Annotated in this window: 13 protein-coding genes and 1 other RNA gene; 7 read left to right on the plus strand and 7 right to left on the minus strand. The window is 64.8% G+C overall.

Annotation, left to right across the window (positions count from 1 at the left end; genetic code table 11):
- Window positions 1-26: 26 nt before the first annotated feature.
- Both AAFN55_RS15765 and AAFN55_RS15770 read right to left on the minus strand, forming a co-directional pair.
- Window positions 27-530, minus strand: coding sequence for a dihydrofolate reductase (locus tag AAFN55_RS15765; RefSeq protein ID WP_347799775.1), 504 nt, complete (start codon window positions 528-530; stop codon window positions 27-29).
- The gene (locus AAFN55_RS15770; RefSeq protein ID WP_347799776.1) at window positions 527-1,321 is read right to left on the minus strand and encodes a thymidylate synthase; all 795 of its coding nucleotides are present in this window, start codon (window positions 1,319-1,321) and stop codon (window positions 527-529) included. Before AAFN55_RS15770 ends, AAFN55_RS15765 begins: the two co-directional genes overlap by 4 nt.
- 110 nt (window positions 1,322-1,431) lie before the next feature.
- Here AAFN55_RS15770 and ssrA point away from each other — a divergent pair.
- Window positions 1,432-1,787, plus strand: a transfer-messenger RNA (tmRNA) gene (gene ssrA / locus AAFN55_RS15775).
- Between the two features lie 88 nt (window positions 1,788-1,875).
- Here the strand turns inward: ssrA and AAFN55_RS15780 are convergent.
- Window positions 1,876-3,084, minus strand: coding sequence for a multidrug effflux MFS transporter (locus AAFN55_RS15780; RefSeq protein ID WP_347799777.1), 1,209 nt, complete (start codon window positions 3,082-3,084; stop codon window positions 1,876-1,878).
- A 176-nt stretch (window positions 3,085-3,260) separates the two neighbouring features.
- Between AAFN55_RS15780 and AAFN55_RS15785 the strand changes: the two genes are divergently transcribed.
- From AAFN55_RS15785 to AAFN55_RS15800, 4 genes are all read left to right on the plus strand, one after another.
- Window positions 3,261-3,908, plus strand: a complete 648-nt coding sequence (locus AAFN55_RS15785) for a TetR/AcrR family transcriptional regulator (protein ID WP_347799778.1) — start codon at window positions 3,261-3,263, stop codon at window positions 3,906-3,908.
- Window positions 3,909-4,014: 106 nt separating this feature from the next.
- On the plus strand, window positions 4,015-4,557 hold the full coding sequence (locus AAFN55_RS15790) for an SspB family protein (RefSeq protein WP_347799779.1): 543 nt from the start codon (window positions 4,015-4,017) through the stop codon (window positions 4,555-4,557).
- 8 nt (window positions 4,558-4,565) lie between these two features.
- Complete coding sequence (locus AAFN55_RS15795) at window positions 4,566-4,775, plus strand: DUF4169 family protein (RefSeq protein ID WP_347799780.1); 210 nt, start codon at window positions 4,566-4,568, stop codon at window positions 4,773-4,775.
- Window positions 4,772-5,008, plus strand: a complete 237-nt coding sequence (locus AAFN55_RS15800) for a ribbon-helix-helix domain-containing protein (protein WP_347799781.1) — start codon at window positions 4,772-4,774, stop codon at window positions 5,006-5,008. The genes AAFN55_RS15795 and AAFN55_RS15800 overlap by 4 nt, the downstream gene beginning before the upstream one ends.
- A gap of 201 nt (window positions 5,009-5,209) precedes the next feature.
- Here AAFN55_RS15800 and AAFN55_RS15805 read toward each other — a convergent pair whose 3' ends face one another.
- Together AAFN55_RS15805 and AAFN55_RS15810 are read right to left on the minus strand one after the other, a co-directional pair.
- A complete protein-coding gene (locus AAFN55_RS15805; protein ID WP_347800284.1) occupies window positions 5,210-9,208 on the minus strand; it encodes an AsmA-like C-terminal region-containing protein in 3,999 nt (1,332 codons plus the stop codon).
- Window positions 9,209-9,291: 83 nt separating this feature from the next.
- Window positions 9,292-10,710: an FAD-linked oxidase C-terminal domain-containing protein gene (locus tag AAFN55_RS15810; protein ID WP_347799782.1), complete on the minus strand. Its 1,419-nt coding sequence runs from the start codon at window positions 10,708-10,710 to the stop codon at window positions 9,292-9,294.
- Window positions 10,711-10,834: 124 nt separating this feature from the next.
- Here AAFN55_RS15810 and AAFN55_RS15815 point away from each other — a divergent pair, with 124 nt between their 5' ends.
- Both AAFN55_RS15815 and AAFN55_RS15820 read left to right on the plus strand, forming a co-directional pair.
- The gene (locus AAFN55_RS15815) at window positions 10,835-11,320 is read left to right on the plus strand and encodes a thioesterase family protein (RefSeq protein WP_347799783.1); all 486 of its coding nucleotides are present in this window, start codon (window positions 10,835-10,837) and stop codon (window positions 11,318-11,320) included.
- Window positions 11,321-11,492: 172 nt separating this feature from the next.
- The gene (locus AAFN55_RS15820; RefSeq protein ID WP_347799784.1) at window positions 11,493-11,735 is read left to right on the plus strand and encodes a hypothetical protein; all 243 of its coding nucleotides are present in this window, start codon (window positions 11,493-11,495) and stop codon (window positions 11,733-11,735) included.
- A gap of 60 nt (window positions 11,736-11,795) precedes the next feature.
- On the opposite strand, the gene AAFN55_RS15825 is transcribed toward AAFN55_RS15820, so the two are convergent.
- Both AAFN55_RS15825 and AAFN55_RS15830 read right to left on the minus strand, forming a co-directional pair.
- Window positions 11,796-13,976 carry a PBP1A family penicillin-binding protein gene (locus AAFN55_RS15825; protein ID WP_347799785.1) on the minus strand — a complete coding sequence of 727 codons (2,181 nt, stop codon included), beginning with the start codon at window positions 13,974-13,976 and terminating at the stop codon, window positions 11,796-11,798.
- A gap of 109 nt (window positions 13,977-14,085) precedes the next feature.
- On the minus strand, window positions 14,086-14,619 hold the full coding sequence (locus AAFN55_RS15830; RefSeq protein ID WP_347799786.1) for a glyoxalase superfamily protein: 534 nt from the start codon (window positions 14,617-14,619) through the stop codon (window positions 14,086-14,088).
- Between the last annotated feature and the right edge of the window lie 283 nt (window positions 14,620-14,902).

Consider the following 14,902-nt stretch of genomic DNA (forward strand, 5'->3'; position numbering starts at 1 on the left):
CGGCGAAGAAACCTCGGATCAGCAGTCTATCGCGCGTCTCGGCGTTCATAGACCACGTGCCGCGTGGCGTGACTATCCTTATCGCCGGCCGGAATGTCTTCGCTCGATACAGCATACCACGTTTCATCATCGATGGTCGGAAAACGCGTATCCCCGTCGATTTCAGCGAGAACGTGGGTGATGTCGAGGATATCGGCGCGCGGAAACGCCTGGGAATAGATTTCGCCGCCGCCGATCACGCAGATTTCGCCGTCCGTGACCCGCGCGGCACGTTCAAGCGCTTCGTCCAATGAGGCGCAGACCTCGGCGCCGTCGGCGACATAGGCGCGATCACGCGTGATCACAATGTTGTGGCGTCCGGGCAAGGGACGCTTCGGAAAGCTCTCCCAGGTCTTGCGCCCCATCACGATCGGCTTGCCCATCGTCCGCTCCTTGAAGCGGCGCATGTCCGTGGACAGCCGCCACGGCAACCCGCCATCACGTCCGATGATCCCGTTTTCGGAAATGGCAACGATCAGCGTGATGCTCATACGGCAATCGGCGCCCGTATTGTCGGGTCGGCGGCGTAGTGGTCGAGACGGAAATCCTCGAAGCGGAACGCAAAGAGATCCTTGATTTCGGGATTGATCCACATCGTCGGCAACGCCTTCGGCGCACGCTTGAGCTGCTCGCGGGCCTGGTCGAAATGGTTCGAATAGATATGCGCGTCACCCAGCGTGTGGATGAACTCACCCGCCTTCAGCCCAGTCACCTGCGCCACCATCATGGTCAGGAGCGCATAGGAGGCGATGTTGAACGGCACGCCGAGGAAAATATCGGCCGAGCGTTGGTAGAGCTGGCAGGACAGGCGGCCATTCGCGACATGGAACTGGAACAGGCAATGGCAGGGCGGCAGGGCCATCACGTCCACCTCTGCGGGGTTCCAGGCCGACACGATCAGCCGGCGTGAATTCGGGTTCTCGCGAATCTCACGCACCACATTGGCGATCTGGTCGATCGATCCGCCGTCCGGCGCCGGCCACGACCGCCATTGCGACCCGTAGACGGGCCCCAGGTCGCCATTCTCGTCCGCCCACTCGTCCCAGATCGTCACGCCATTGTCGCGCAGATATTTGACGTTCGTGTCGCCGTTCAGGAACCACAGGAGTTCGTGGATGATGGACTTCAAATGCAGCTTCTTGGTCGTCAGCGCGGGAAAGCCGTCCGCGAGGTCGAAGCGCATCTGGTAGCCGAAAACGCCGCGCGTGCCGGTGCCGGTCCGGTCGCCGCGATCGACGCCGTTCGCCATGACATGATCGAGGAGGTCGAGATATTGCCGCATGCGTCGCCGTCAGCCTGAGTCGCGTTGGCGCGATCATAACCGACCCTGCTGCCGATCGCATTGGTTCTGTGGTCGCCCCTTGCGTTTTACACAGCCTCACCGTGTCGGCAGGCCTTTCCATTCGAGGACGATATCCCTATATTCGCCCCGTCAGCTTGACTGACTATGGAAATAAACGGCCGTTGTAATAAGCCATTCGGACCCGGGGGCGGTACCCGGCGCCTCCACCAGGAACAGCCTTTCGAGGCTGCTGCTGATGGGGGCGAAATAGGATCGACGAGGGTGTAAAGAGCGGACTTTTTCCCGGCATTGTACCACCGTTATCGGGCTACTCTAGTAGTTGCAAACGACAACTATGCGGAAGCACGTCTCGCTGCTTAATGCGGCGCGATAGCTTCAAATCAAGTCCTAGGGGTTCGCACTTCTAGGCGGGGTTCGGAGGTACCTGGCAACAGAAACCTCCACTTCTCCCCCACATCACGCACAAGATTTCGGCCTGTCTGCTAACGCAAAAGGCGCGCCGAAGCGCGCCCCTTGCAGATCGTGCCAGGCAGTCATTCCGCCGGCACGGCAATCCTTTGCCGCGCGGGCAACGTGACCAGCGTCAGGACCAGGGCCACTACGCCGCACGTGGCGATGCCGATGACCATCGGCAGCGGCGTCCCGTCAAAGAACAGCCCGGAAATGCCCATCGCCACGACACCCGTGCCCAGATGCAGCGTCCCCATCAGCGCGGAGGCCGTGCCGGCGATCTCGCCATGCTCCTCCATCGCCAGCACCGACGTCGTCGGAATGACCAGCCCGAGAAAGCCGTAGCCGAAGAACAGGAACGTCGACATCACCCACAACGACTGGGCTCCGGTCGACATCACGGCGGCCATTGCAACCATGATCGCAGCAAACGCCATGACAGCGGCCCTCACCACGACGCGCAGGCCGAAGCGCTGCGTCAGCATTCCCGTCAACTGCGACATCGCGAAGAACGCGACGGCGTTCAGCGAAAAGAACAGGCTGTAGGACGTCGGCGTCAGCCCATAATGGTCGATCAGCACGAAGGACGAATTCGCGAGATAGATGAAGAAGCTGGAGATACCGAAACCGCCGATAAGGCTCAGGCCGAGGAAGTTGCGGTCGCGCAAGAGCACGCGATAGCCCGCGATCGAACTGCGCAGGGAGCGGCCAAGACGCCTTTCGCGCGAATGCGTCTCCTCCAGCGACGTGGCCAGCAGGATCGCACCGAGACCGGCGGCGATCGTCACCGCCCAGAACACGGCACGCCACCCGAAGCTTGCGATGACCATGCTGCCGACGAGCGGCGCCAGGATCGGCGAGATCGAGAAGACCAGCATCAGGAGCGACATCAGCCGCGCGGCATCGGGGCCCGTGTGAAGGTCCCGCACGACTGCCCGTGGCACGACCATGCCGGCCGAGGCGCCGAGCCCCTGGACGAAGCGGAATGCGATCAGCCAGTCGACATCGGGGGCCAATGCCGCGCCGACGCTGCCGGCTGCAAAGAGCGCCAGACCGGCGTAAAGCAGCACCTTGCGCCCGAACTTGTCCGAGAGCGGGCCGACGATGATCTGCGCCACGCCCGTCGAGATGAAGAATGCCAGAAGGCTCATCTGGACAGCGGTCGTGCTGGCTCCAAGATCGTTTCCGATGGTTGGAAGTGCCGGCAGGTACATGTCGATCGCGAAGGGACCGACGGCTGTCAGAAGCCCGAGAATCAGGGCAAGCCTGAAGAAGGAAGTGGAGGACGGCATTGCGATGCTCTTTCGATTGAGTGGCAGGACCCAGGAGCCGGGATCAGGCCGCGGTGTATGAATGACGTGCGAAACAGCTTGGGTCCGACATTCCTCCCGACTCGGCCCCTCGCTATTCACGTCCATAAAAATGGACAATCTTGTCCAAATAATCAATCGCCTCTATATAGATTTCTATGACTCACACAATGGCTCCTGACACGATCCCGCCACGCGGCCACCGCGCCAAGCGGATTTCCACCATCGAGGCCGCCGCAGGCGTGTTTTGCCGCGAGGGTTTTGCCGGCGCGAACATCGACATGATCGCGGCCGAGGCCGGCGTGTCGCGCCAGACCATCTACAATCATCACGGCGACAAGGAGAGCCTGCTGGCGGCGGTGGTTGCCGAGATCACCGAGCGCTGCAATGCCCGCATCTTCGAGGTGATCGCGACCTTTCCCGACCATCCGCAGGATCTGGAGGCGGATCTGATCGCCTTCGCGATGCGGTTCAACACCAGTTGCATCTGCGACCGTGACGGAAAATTCCTGCGCCGGCTCATCCAGAGCGAGGGGGAACGCCACCCTCACCTCTTCGCCGCCTGGCGAGAGGACGGCCCGGCACGCGTCTGGTCGGCGCTTGCGGCGCGGTTCGCACGCCTCGCCCATTCCGGCTTCCTCGACATCGACGATCCCGACGCGGCCGCGCGCCAGTTTCTCGCATTGATCAACGCGGATCTGCATGTTCGCTTCATGCTGGGCGATCAGCCGAGCGAGGCCGACCTGCGTTCGTCGGCGACGAATGCCGTGCGGATGTTCCTGCGCGCCTATGGCCGGCGCGACTGATTTTTCACGACCGCTGTTTCCTGTCGCCCGACCGCGCTATATTCGGTTTACGCGGACCCCAAGCTTCATTACACCACTCGGGTTCGATTCAGGGAAATACGGCCCCATGGCTGATGATCATATCCGTTACGACATTCTCGCCCAGGAGGCGCTGCGCGGCGTCATGCGCAAGGTGCTGGGCGAGGTCGCGCGGACCGGGCTTCCCGGGAACCACCATTTCTTCATCACGTTCCTGACCGGCGCGCCGGGCGTCCGGGTATCGAGCCGCCTGCGCGAGCGCTATCCCGAGCAGATGACGATCGTCGTCCAGTTCCAGTATTGGGACCTGAAGGTCACCGACACCGGTTTCGAGATCGGCCTGTCCTTCTCCGACGTGCCGGAAAAGCTCGAAATTCCGTTCTCTGCGGTGCGTGGTTTCTACGATCCATCGGTGAATTTCGAGCTGGAGTTCGACGTCCAGGCGCCGACCGAAGAGGAAGCGGCGCTCACGGCCGTGCCCTCGCCTCAATTGGTCGAGGCGCCCGCCCCCGTGGCCGTGCCGAAGAAGGGCGACGCCTCCAAAAAGGAAGCCGCCGCCGCCAAGGATGGCGACAAGGACGCGGCGAAGTCCGCCGACGTCGTGTCGCTGGACGCCTTCCGCAAGAAATAGGCGCGGCGATGGCCGAGATCGTCAATCTCCGCGCCGCCCGCAAGCAAAAGCTGCGTTCCGAGAAGGAGAAGGCCGCGGACGCCAACCGCGTCCTCCACGGCCGCAGCAAGGCTGAACGCCTCGCTTCGAAGGCCGAGCGCGAAAAGCGGGATGCCGCGCACGACGCGCACCGCATCGACCGCGCACCCGAAACCGGCGGGAAAGCCCCCGAACCGTGAGCGCCGTCATCAAGCGGTCGATCTCGATCCGCGGACACCGCACGAGCTTCTCGCTCGAACAGCCATTCTACGCCGAACTTCTCCGCATCGCGGCTGAACGTAACGTGCCGCTCGCAGGCCTCGTTGGTCAGGTGGATGCCGAGCGCGCGCGCGACACGAACCTGTCGTCAGCATTGAGGCTCTTCGTGCTCGACTGGTTTCGCGAACGACCCGGGGCGCAGCGCCAGCTCTAGATCCGTTTCAGGTTTCGCTGAAACACCCCCTCCGGCCCTACGGGCCACCTCCCCCGCTCCGCAGGGGAGGATCCGGCGTTGCGGCAGCCCTCGACCTGGATCCTCCCCCGTTTACGGGGGAGGTGGCGAGCGAAGCGAGACGGAGGGGGTCCTCCACGCACGAAGCGATCCGCATGTCCCGAGAACGATCTGGAGCCAGACCTACTGCTCGGCTTCCAGCGCTTCCATGAGCCGATCGATTGTGAAATTGCGCTCGCTGAACGCATCGCTCGCGGGCGGCTGTGGCGTGGCCAGCGGGGTCGGTCGGCCGCGTGGCGCTGGCTGGGGCGTGACATCGACGACGCTCGGCGGAGAGAGCGGCGCGCGCTCGACCGCGTCCGAATCGGCCGGCGCCGGCACCTGGCGCGCGCGCAGCAACGCCTCGACCTCGGCGCGGAACCGCGCGTCTTCCTCGCGCTTTGCCTGGGCGTCCTGTTCGCGCTGGCGCGCAGCTTCGGCGCGCTCCGCGTCAGCCGCGCGGGCCCGCGCGGCTTCTTCGGCGTCCAGCCTTGTCTGTTCCTCGGCCTGCCTGCGCGCATCGTCCTCGCGCTGCTGCTGGAGACGTCGTTCCTCTTCCTGACGCCGCGTATCCTGCTCGGCGCGTTCGGCCTCCTCGGCCGCACGCTGCCTCTGCTCCTCGATCAGCCGCGTCGCGCGCTCGAGCCGTTCCGCCTCTTCCTGCGCACGGCGCTGCTCCTCGGCAATGCGGGCGCGCTCGGTCGAAAGCGCCGCGTAATAGCGCACCTCACGGCGATAGCGTTGCTTCTCGAGCAACTCCGCCTGCATGGCTTCGACCCGCTGCTGCTCGAGCTCCAGCGCGCGTTGTGTGAGGAATTGCGCAAGCGGTTCGGTATCGACGAGCACGCCGATATCATCGAGCGGCCCCGCGGCCGCGAAGCGAACCGACGGCTCGGAACCGACCAGCGCCTCGATGCCGGGCTCATAGGTCAGCGTCGCCTCGCCGCCGACGGTCGACTGGCCGAGGTCGGCGCGCACCTCTCCGGCAAGCGTCGCCTCGGGCGTCTTCAGGCGAAACGGCGGCGCGCGCAGTGTCCCATTCGCGATGGTGAAGGCGAGGTCGACGCTTCCGCCCTCGAACGTCCCGTCCTGCACGATTTCCGGCGCAAAGACGGCCGTTCCTGCCGCATCGATCTGCGGACCGGCCTTGTCGGCCTCGATCAGCAGCGCGGCAAACGCATTCGGGTTCACGCCGCTGATGGCAAGATCGCGCACGCTGGCCGTGCCCGAGCCGGCCAGTGCGGAGATGATGCCGTCCACGGACTTTCCGCTGGAGGTCACCGTCGCGGTCAGGTCGCCGCGACCGGCGATACCGATATCGCCGAGAACCGCGGGAATATCGACATCGGTCAGACGCATCTGGCCAGACAAGAGCCCGGTCCCCGCATCGTTCTTGAAATCCACGAGGCCGGCAAGCCTGCCGCCATGGATTTGCGCATCCACGTCCGAGAGTGACACCCCGTCGCCGTCGAGCCGCAGGGTCATGCGTGCGCCGCGGGCTTCGCCGAACGTGCCAAGACGCAGCACATCCGCCGAGAGATCGAGGGCCGCCGTCACCGGGGCTGACATGCCTTGCGCGAACGGAGCGCTCGGCCAGTCGATGCCATTCCCTGAAAGGGCATCCGCACCCGCCGCCATCTCGGCCACGTCGCTGAGGTCCAGCGTTCCAAGCGCCAGATCGCCGTTCAGATTGGGGATGCCGTCCTTCATGGTCGCATTGATGTCGCCGCGAAGCGCGGAGCCCGCGACGTCGCCGCTGAGCGCGGACAGAACCAGCACACCCCCGTCCAGATCGAGCTGCGCGGACAGGTTCGCGGAAAGACCAAGCCCGCCGCCCGGCAACCCCACGCCGGCCGTCGACAGCCAGGGCTCGAGGTCGTCGGACGCGACTTTTGCGGAGCCGTTGGCGGAAATGCGCCCGTCGCGCATCGCGGTCTCGCCTTCGAAGGAGAGGTCGAGCCCCTCGCCCCTGAATGTCAGCGCGGTGTCGCCACCCGTATCGACGACGCCGTCGAACCGGATGTCCGTCTCGGCGGGTCCGGCGAAATCGATCGGCAGTGTCGGGAGCCCGAATGCCGCGTAGAGTGCCGCCGCCTCGTCGTTTCGTGCCGTCAATTCCAGTTTGAGCGGGGCACTCGTCAGCGCCTCGACCATGCTGTCCGACGATGCGGTGAGCGTGAAATCGGTCGCGCCAGCGGTGCCGGTCGCGCTCAACGCCAGGCCGGTCGAGCCATCGCTGTTGGCCGCCGAACTTGCGACGACCTGCACGGAGGCATCCTTGAGAAGACCCGGATAGCTCCCTGCCCGCCGCGCGACTTCGCGTGCGATCGCGCTGTCGGGAAAGCGGTCCGCGATGGTTGCCGCAAGAGGCTGCAGATCGGTCGCGATGATCGTCGCGTCGATATTCCCGGTCGGCGCGCCCTGCAAATCCTTGAGCGCGCCCGTCGCGCTGACATTCGCGCCGGCAAGTCCGCCGATCATCAGCCGGTCGATTTCCAGCCGCCCGTCCCTGAGCCGCAAGGCGGTGTCGAGCGTCTCGGCTGTCAGGCCGGCGGCGTCGACCGGGCCGGCCGTGATCGCAAAATCGAGGTCGCGGTCGGCAAGCCGGGTTTCGCCCGTTTCGCTGACGAAGAGCGATGCAAACGCCGCCATTCCCTCGACGTCGAGGCGGTCGCCATCGAGACGCAGCGTCATGGACGGTTGTTCGTTCGCTGGCGTCCGGCTGTCGATGTCGCCGCGAAACTTCGCCGCGCCCAGCACCAGTTCCAGATCACGGAACGCCTGCCGCTCCTCGCTCAGTTGAACGTCGGCGCTAAAGCCCGCCGAGGGCAATCGCCGGATTGCTTCGTCCACATCCCTGGATAGCCACGCGGCAAAGCCGGACGGCTGGCCGACGGCGACCAGCAGCGACCCGTCGAAGCCGAGCGCCTCGTCGATCGTCAACTCGCCATCGGCTTCGAGCGTGGCGCGGCCGGGCAAGGTGGCGCCCAGCGACGCGATCGACCAGCCGCCCGGCGATGGCGAGGCGGACAGATGCACGTCGCGGATCGTCGTGTCGCCGGCGACGACAGCGGGCAACCTCACTTGAACTTCGCCGGGAATGGTCGGGCGCGGCATGTCCAGCATGAACTCGCGAAACGCAGCCAGCCGCTCATTGAGGCCGATCGAACCGGCCGTCTCGTCACCGCTGTCGTTCAGCCGGAACTGCGCGCCGTCCGCCGTGATCTTGAACCGGGGTTCCGCACCGAGCGTCAGGTCGGCGGTTCCGTCCGCGGTGTAGGGATCCTCCAGAGGCCCGGTTTCGAAGCGGAATTCCTCGACATTCAGCGCCGCCTGATCGAGTTCGAAGCGGCCGCTCAGCCTGTAGGGCGGCGGCGACTTCTCCTGTTCCCGCGCGTCGGTGTCGTTGGACGCATTGAGCCGGAATTGCCCGCCATAGCGCGCACGCCCGTCCTGGATGCTGGCGTTCCCGTCCGTCTCCAGTCCGAACGGATAGCGATCCGGCTGCGCGCGCACCCGAAGCCGTATGCCGCCATTGGGATCGAACGAGCCGGTCGACATCGAGACGCTGGTAAGCATGCCGTCGAGCCGCAGCGTCCCGTCGATGCGCCACGGCCCGGTCAGCGCGCGCGCCGAGACGTCGGCGTTGATCTCGGTCAGTTGGTGGGTTCGGCCGCTCGTTTGATGGCGAACCGACATCCGGCCTTCCGTGACCGTAAGCTTCTCGACCGAGATATGCGCCGCGTCCATCGGCACGGAGGGGCGCACCGCCCAGTCGAGCGAACCGTCCGACGCCACGTCCACGATGACGTTCGGCCGCACGAGGCGCATGTCGAAGATGTGGACGTCGCCCTGCATGAACGGCGCGAGTTCGGCGTCCATGGAGAAGGTTTCGACCGTCATCGCGGTGTCGCCGGGATTCACGCCGGCAACGACGACATCGGTGAAGCTCACGGACGGAAACGGCAGCAGTCGCGCCGTCGCGGTCCCCTCCACCTTGACGTCACGCCCGAGGATACGGCTGGCCTCCCGCTCGAAATCCGCGCGGTAGGATGTCCAGTCGATGAAATACGGAGCGACCAGCGCTGTCGTCAGCACCAGTACAAGCAGCCCACCAATGACGACGAACAGTCGGGCCAGTATCTTGTCTCCCGCCGGATTCGTTAAGCCCGCCGCAGTTTACCGGCATTGGCGTGTCGATAAAGAGGCAATCGGGCTGGTGACGCTCACATGATCGCGTTCGGCAGGACCTTGCCCGGATTCATGATGCCATGCGGGTCGAGCGCGGTCTTGATCGCCCGCATGTAGTCGACGCCCGGCCCGAGCTCGTGCGGCAGGAAGGCGATCTTGCCCTGCCCCACGCCATGCTCGCCGGTACACGTTCCCTCCATGCCGATCGCGCGCATGTTGAGCCGGGCTACGAACGCTTCCGTCGCCTCGATCTCCTGGGCGTTCGCCGGGTCCATCAGCACAAGGACGTGGAAATTGCCGTCGCCGACATGGCCGACGATCGGCGCGATCAGCCCGGCCCGCGCGATGTCCTCCTCTGTCTCGGTGATGCACTGCGCCAGACGCGAGATCGGCACGCACACATCGGTGGAGAGCGACGTGCATCCCGGCCGCAGCGTCAGCCCGGCCCAATAGGCGTCATGCCGCGCTTTCCACAGCTTTGCCCGCTCCTCCGCGACTTCCGTCCACGAGAACGGCCCGCCCCCGTGCTCGGCGGCGATTTCGCCAAACGTCTCGGCCTGCTCGCGCACGCCCTCGTCGGTCCCGTGGAACTCCACGAAAAGGCACGGCGTCTCGGCAAAGCCGAGTTTCGAGTAATTGTTGATGCCGCGCATGCCGAGGCTGTTGATGAGTTCGATGCGCGCGACAGGCACGCCCATCTGGATCGTCATGATGACGGCATTGCAGGCCGCCTCGACGCTGGGAAACGGACAGACGCCGCCGGAGATGGCCTGCGGAATGCCGTAGAGCTTGAGCGTGATTTCGGTGATGACGCCGAGCGTGCCCTCCGACCCGACCAGCAGGCGGGTGAGATCGTAGCCGGCGGACGATTTGCGCGCCCGCTTCGCGGTCGTCACCACGCGCCCGTCCGGCATGACGGCCTTCAGCGACAGGACATTCTCGCGCATCGTGCCATAGCGCACCGCATTGGTGCCGGATGCCCGCGTCGAGGTCATGCCGCCGAGGCTGGCATTGGCGCCGGGATCGATCGGGAAGAACAGGCCCGTATCGCGCAGATGCGTGTTCAGCGCCTCGCGGGTGACGCCGGCCTCGACGGTGCAGTCGAGGTCTTCGGCATGAACCGCGAGCACCTTGTCCATCTGCATCATGTCGATCGAGATGCCGCCTCCGGGCGCGTTGACGTGACCCTCCAGCGACGTGCCGGTCCCGAACGGGATCACAGGAACGCGATGCTCGCCGCAGACTTGCACGATCGCCTGCACGTCAGCCGTCGACTGCGCGAAGGCGACACCGTCCGGCAGTTGCGAGGGGATGTAGGTGGTCGTATGCGCGTGCTGTTCGCGAATCGCGTGCCCGGTCTGGAAGCGATCGCCGAAGCGCTGCTTCAGGATTCCGAGGACAGCGGCGATACCGACATCGTTGCGCACCACCGTCTGCAGGTCAGCCAGCGCCATGGGTTCCTCCGTCTTTTCAGGATGGCGGACTTGTGCGCCGGTTCCGTTTCGTCTTCAATTCGCAGTCTGCAAATGGTGGCCGCTTTGTCCAGCGGGACCACGACCAAGCCTACAGGAATTCGAAATGCCAGCCCCCGCACCCTTCGTCTCCCGCACTCTCGACGTCGAGAAGGAGTGGATCGACTACAATGGTCACATGAACATGGCCTACTACAACGTCCTGTTCGACCGCTGTGCCGACGAGGCGTTCGAGGCGCTGGGAATGGGACCGGCCTATGCGGAGAAGCGCAAGCTCACGACCTATACGGCCGAAACGCATATCTGCTACGTGCGCGAGCTGCATCTCGGCGACACGGTAAGCTGCACCCTCCAACTGCTGGATCATGACGAGAAGCGGTTCAGGACCTTCCAGGAACTGTTCCATGCCGACGGCTGGCTCGCCGCCACGTCCGAAACCCTGACCCTCCATGTCGATATGACGGGCCCGAAAGTCTGCCCGTTCCCGCCGGACATTCTTGCAAACATGGAAGCGATGCGTGCGCAGCATGCCGCCCTGCCGGTGCCTGATCGGGCCGGACGTTCGATCGAAATCCGCCGCAAGACGGGATAGCCGGCCCACCGCCATCCTGCCCCCGCCCCGCATTAAGTGATCGTTAAGCATGAGGGTCTTTGCACAGCTTGCTGTGCCCCCTCGCCTTGATCGAGCCGACCACCTCCCGACAATCGCAGCCAGTACGACTCACCGAAGCAGAGCCGTTCGGGGGCACGCATCGGAGGACAGAATGATTGATGGTGGCAAGGGCGATGTTGCGCGCCTTTCCCGATATTTGGCTTTCGACGACGAGTGCAGTGACTATGATCTGTGGCGCGCGTTGAAGACTCTCAACAATGAACTGCATCGCATTGAAAGACTTGCACTTCCGATCCCCATCGAGATGATCTACGCGCGGCGGATCATGCGCGAGGCGAAGCTTCGCAGAGGCGATCTCGAGCCGCCGCCGCGACCTGACGACCCATCCGACTGACGGGCCGCGTCCGTCCCCAGGCGATGGAGTGACCGCGAGGCTGCAGCCGCCAGACGTCTGCTAGCGCTCGCAGAGCTGTCTCGACCCGCTATAGGGCTGGTAGGTGCAGTCCGAGGCTCGAAACGACCGGTACGCACGCGAACAGGCGCGGACATTGCACGCGACCCCGGCCTCGCTTTGGCTCGCACTCGCATCGAAACCCGCCTCCGGCGGCGCCGAAGTCGCGGCCCGCATGAAATCGCGCCAGATCGTGGCCGGCAGGTTTCCGCCGGTCACGTCCTTCATCGGCGAATCGTCGTCGTTTCCGACCCAGACACCAACCACCAGCGGCTCCGAAAAGCCGACGAACCACGCATCGCGATTGTTCTGGCTGGTCCCCGTCTTGCCCGCCGCAAAGCCGCCGAACGATGCGGCCTGTCCCGTGCCGCGCTCCACGACGAGTTGCAAGAGTGCGATCAGGTCGTCCTGATAGGCCGAGATATCCGTGCCCGGCGTGCGCGGCGTCCCCACGGTGAAGGAGCGGTCGTTTTCACTGGCGTGGAAGGACGCGATGCCCCAGGGCTCGACCGGAGCCATGCCCAGCCGAACCGATGCATAGGCCCCTGTCAGGTCGAGCAGGGTAACTTCCGAAGCGCCGAGCGCGAGCGCCGGCGTTTCCGCCATATCGGAGTCGATGCCGAGTTCACGCGCGGCTTCCGCGACCTTGTCGAGACCGACATGCAGCGCCAGCGCCACCGTCGCTGCATTGAGCGAGCGCGCGAACGCCTCGGCAACGGAGACCCGTCCATTGTAGCGGCCCCCGAAATTCTCGGGCGTCCAGCCGTCGATGTCCATCGGTTCGTCGGGCAGGATATCGCGCAAATCCACGCCGGCCTTGAGCGCCGCGTAATACACGAAAAGCTTGAACGTCGATCCCGGCTGCCGGCGCGCGTCGACGGCGCGGTTGAACTGGCTTTTGGCATAGTCGACGCCGCCGACCATGGCGACGACGCTGCCGTCCGGGGTCATCGCGACGAGCGCCGCCTGCGAAACGCCAGACGCTTTTCCCTCGCGCGCGATCGCTTCGGTAACAACGCGCTGCGCCACGTCCTGCAACGCCGGTATCTGCGTCGTGCGCACCCTGATCGTGCCGCGATACGGGCCCGCGATCTCGCGCGCCTCGTCCATCACCCAGTCCGCGAACCAGCTTCCCGACCGCTCCTGTGGGATTGCGCGGTTGAGTTCGGCGTACTGCACCTTCGCCGCCTCGGCCTCATCAGGCTCCAGTTTTCCCGCCGAGACGAGCGTATCCAGCACCACCGCTGCCCGCTCCCGTGCGCCATCGGGATTGGAAATCGGGCTCAGTTGCGATGGTGCCCGGATGATGCCGGCGAGCAGAGCGGATTCGGCGAGGTCGAGGTCGCGCGGCTCCTTGTTGAAATAGATGCGTGCCGCGGCGGGTACACCCGTCGCGCCGCCGCCGAGATAGATGTTGTTGAGATAGCGCGTCAGGATCTCGTTCTTGCCGAGCCGCGCGTCGAGCCAGAGCGCGATGGCGGCTTCCTGTATCTTGCGCCGGTAGGTCCGGTCGCGCTCCAGATAGAGGATTTTCACGAGCTGCTGCGTGATCGTGCTGCCGCCCTGCACGACACCGCCGGCCGACAGATTGCGCGTGAAGGCGCGGGCGATGCCGCGCAAATCGATCCCGTTATGCTCGAAGAACCGCCTGTCCTCAATCGTGACGACGGCGTCGATCAGGTGCTGCGGAAACGCATCGAGCGTCGCATAGGCACCCCGGTACGGCCCCTGCGCGACGATCGGCTCTCCCTCGAAGCTCTCCAGGACCACGATCGGCTCGAGCGTTCCCGCGGCGATCTCCTGCCATGGGACATCGCGCAGCGCCCACCACAGAACGCCTGCGCCGAGAACGACCGAACCGATCGCCGCGATACCGAAATACCGCAACCATCTCCTGCGATTGTGAGTCGGCGGCTCTCCCGAGCCACCGTCCGTGGCGACAGCCGCGCTCGGCTGCCTGCGCCACCTCGCCCTGATGCCTCTTGCAGCCGTCGAAATGCGCGTTCCGACGCGCCTTGTGACAGCGCCCACCTCATGGCGCAGCGCCGATGCAAGTTCGCCGGCTGCATGGGTGCTGCGCGAAAACGACGCCTTTTCATCCGGTGCTGTCGAACCAATGCCGCCATGCCCCGGCTCATCGCCCGAGCCGTCGCCGACGCTGTCAGAAATGTCCTTCGAATCCATCCGGCGACTGTTCCCCCTGCCGTCCGTCAACTGCAAGTGAAAACAAGGTCGGTGCGACAACGGTTCCCCGGCAAACGTGACATCACGCAATGCCGGGGTCTTGCCAGCGCTATTCCATGAAGCGGATGCGGTTGTTGAACGGGTCGATGACCGTCACCTCGAGCCCCCACTCCTGCGTCTCGAGACCCGGCCTCATGTAGCGGTAGTTCCTGGCGATCAGCTCCGCGTGGAACGCCCGGATGCCCGTCATGCGCACGACCATGTTGCCGCCGGGCGTGGCGTCGCCCGCATGTTCGGACAGATGCAGCTTGAGCCCGCCGCGCGACACCTGCGTGTAGAGCGGAAAGCTGTCGCCGAAGCGATGTTCCCAATCGACCGAAAAGCCGAGAAAACCCAGATAGAATTCATGCGCCTTCGGCACGTCGAAGATGCGCACGATGGGGATGGCCTGATCGAAGACGATCGCGTCGGCCTGCGGCGTCTCCGCCTGTTCGATCTTCGCCGACAGCACGTTCCAGCTCGGCAGCCCGAACTGTTTGGCGACGACTTCCAGCGCCTCGCTATGGGTCAGGTCGAGCTTTTTGCCGGCAAGCGCTTCGCGCATGGCCTTGGCCATCGCCTTTGCGTCGAGATGGGTTCGCATGATCAGTTTCCTTCTCGAACGGCGAGAGCGTCATCAGTGTCCGCATTACTGGATGCCTTCGCCGGAGAACTGGAAACCGGTTGAAAGGTGTCGTCGAGGCGTTCGCCATTCCCATAGGGCGCAGACTGCTGGCCGCCTCGGGCCGCCCCCAGATTAACGCTGCGGAAATTCGCTTGCAACCATCAAGCGCGTCGAGCATTCTATGACAGAATTCTGGCCGAGGCATGATTAGTTTATGGCACGGGGTTGTCATGCCGGCCCTTCGTAGGTACCTTCAATGCGA

It is taken from the genome of Mesorhizobium sp. CAU 1732, from assembly GCF_039888675.1.
In the GTDB taxonomy this organism is placed as follows: domain Bacteria; phylum Pseudomonadota; class Alphaproteobacteria; order Rhizobiales; family Rhizobiaceae; genus Aerobium.

Excerpts from the sequence above, each read along its gene's own strand:
- AAFN55_RS15810 (WP_347799782.1), bottom strand. The coding sequence starts at position 10,710 with ATGGCGCTGGCTGACCTGCAGACGGTGGTGCGCAACGATGTCGGTATC.
- AAFN55_RS15780 (WP_347799777.1), bottom strand. The coding sequence starts at position 3,084 with ATGCCGTCCTCCACTTCCTTCTTCAGGCTTGCCCTGATTCTCGGGCTT.
- AAFN55_RS15790 (WP_347799779.1), top strand. The coding sequence starts at position 4,015 with ATGGCTGATGATCATATCCGTTACGACATTCTCGCCCAGGAGGCGCTG.
- AAFN55_RS15830 (WP_347799786.1), bottom strand. The coding sequence starts at position 14,619 with ATGCGAACCCATCTCGACGCAAAGGCGATGGCCAAGGCCATGCGCGAA.
- AAFN55_RS15765 (WP_347799775.1), bottom strand. The coding sequence starts at position 530 with ATGAGCATCACGCTGATCGTTGCCATTTCCGAAAACGGGATCATCGGA.
- AAFN55_RS15820 (WP_347799784.1), top strand. The coding sequence starts at position 11,493 with ATGATTGATGGTGGCAAGGGCGATGTTGCGCGCCTTTCCCGATATTTG.
- AAFN55_RS15825 (WP_347799785.1), bottom strand. The coding sequence starts at position 13,976 with ATGGATTCGAAGGACATTTCTGACAGCGTCGGCGACGGCTCGGGCGAT.
- AAFN55_RS15770 (WP_347799776.1), bottom strand. The coding sequence starts at position 1,321 with ATGCGGCAATATCTCGACCTCCTCGATCATGTCATGGCGAACGGCGTC.
- AAFN55_RS15815 (WP_347799783.1), top strand. The coding sequence starts at position 10,835 with ATGCCAGCCCCCGCACCCTTCGTCTCCCGCACTCTCGACGTCGAGAAG.
- AAFN55_RS15795 (WP_347799780.1), top strand. The coding sequence starts at position 4,566 with ATGGCCGAGATCGTCAATCTCCGCGCCGCCCGCAAGCAAAAGCTGCGT.
- AAFN55_RS15785 (WP_347799778.1), top strand. The coding sequence starts at position 3,261 with ATGACTCACACAATGGCTCCTGACACGATCCCGCCACGCGGCCACCGC.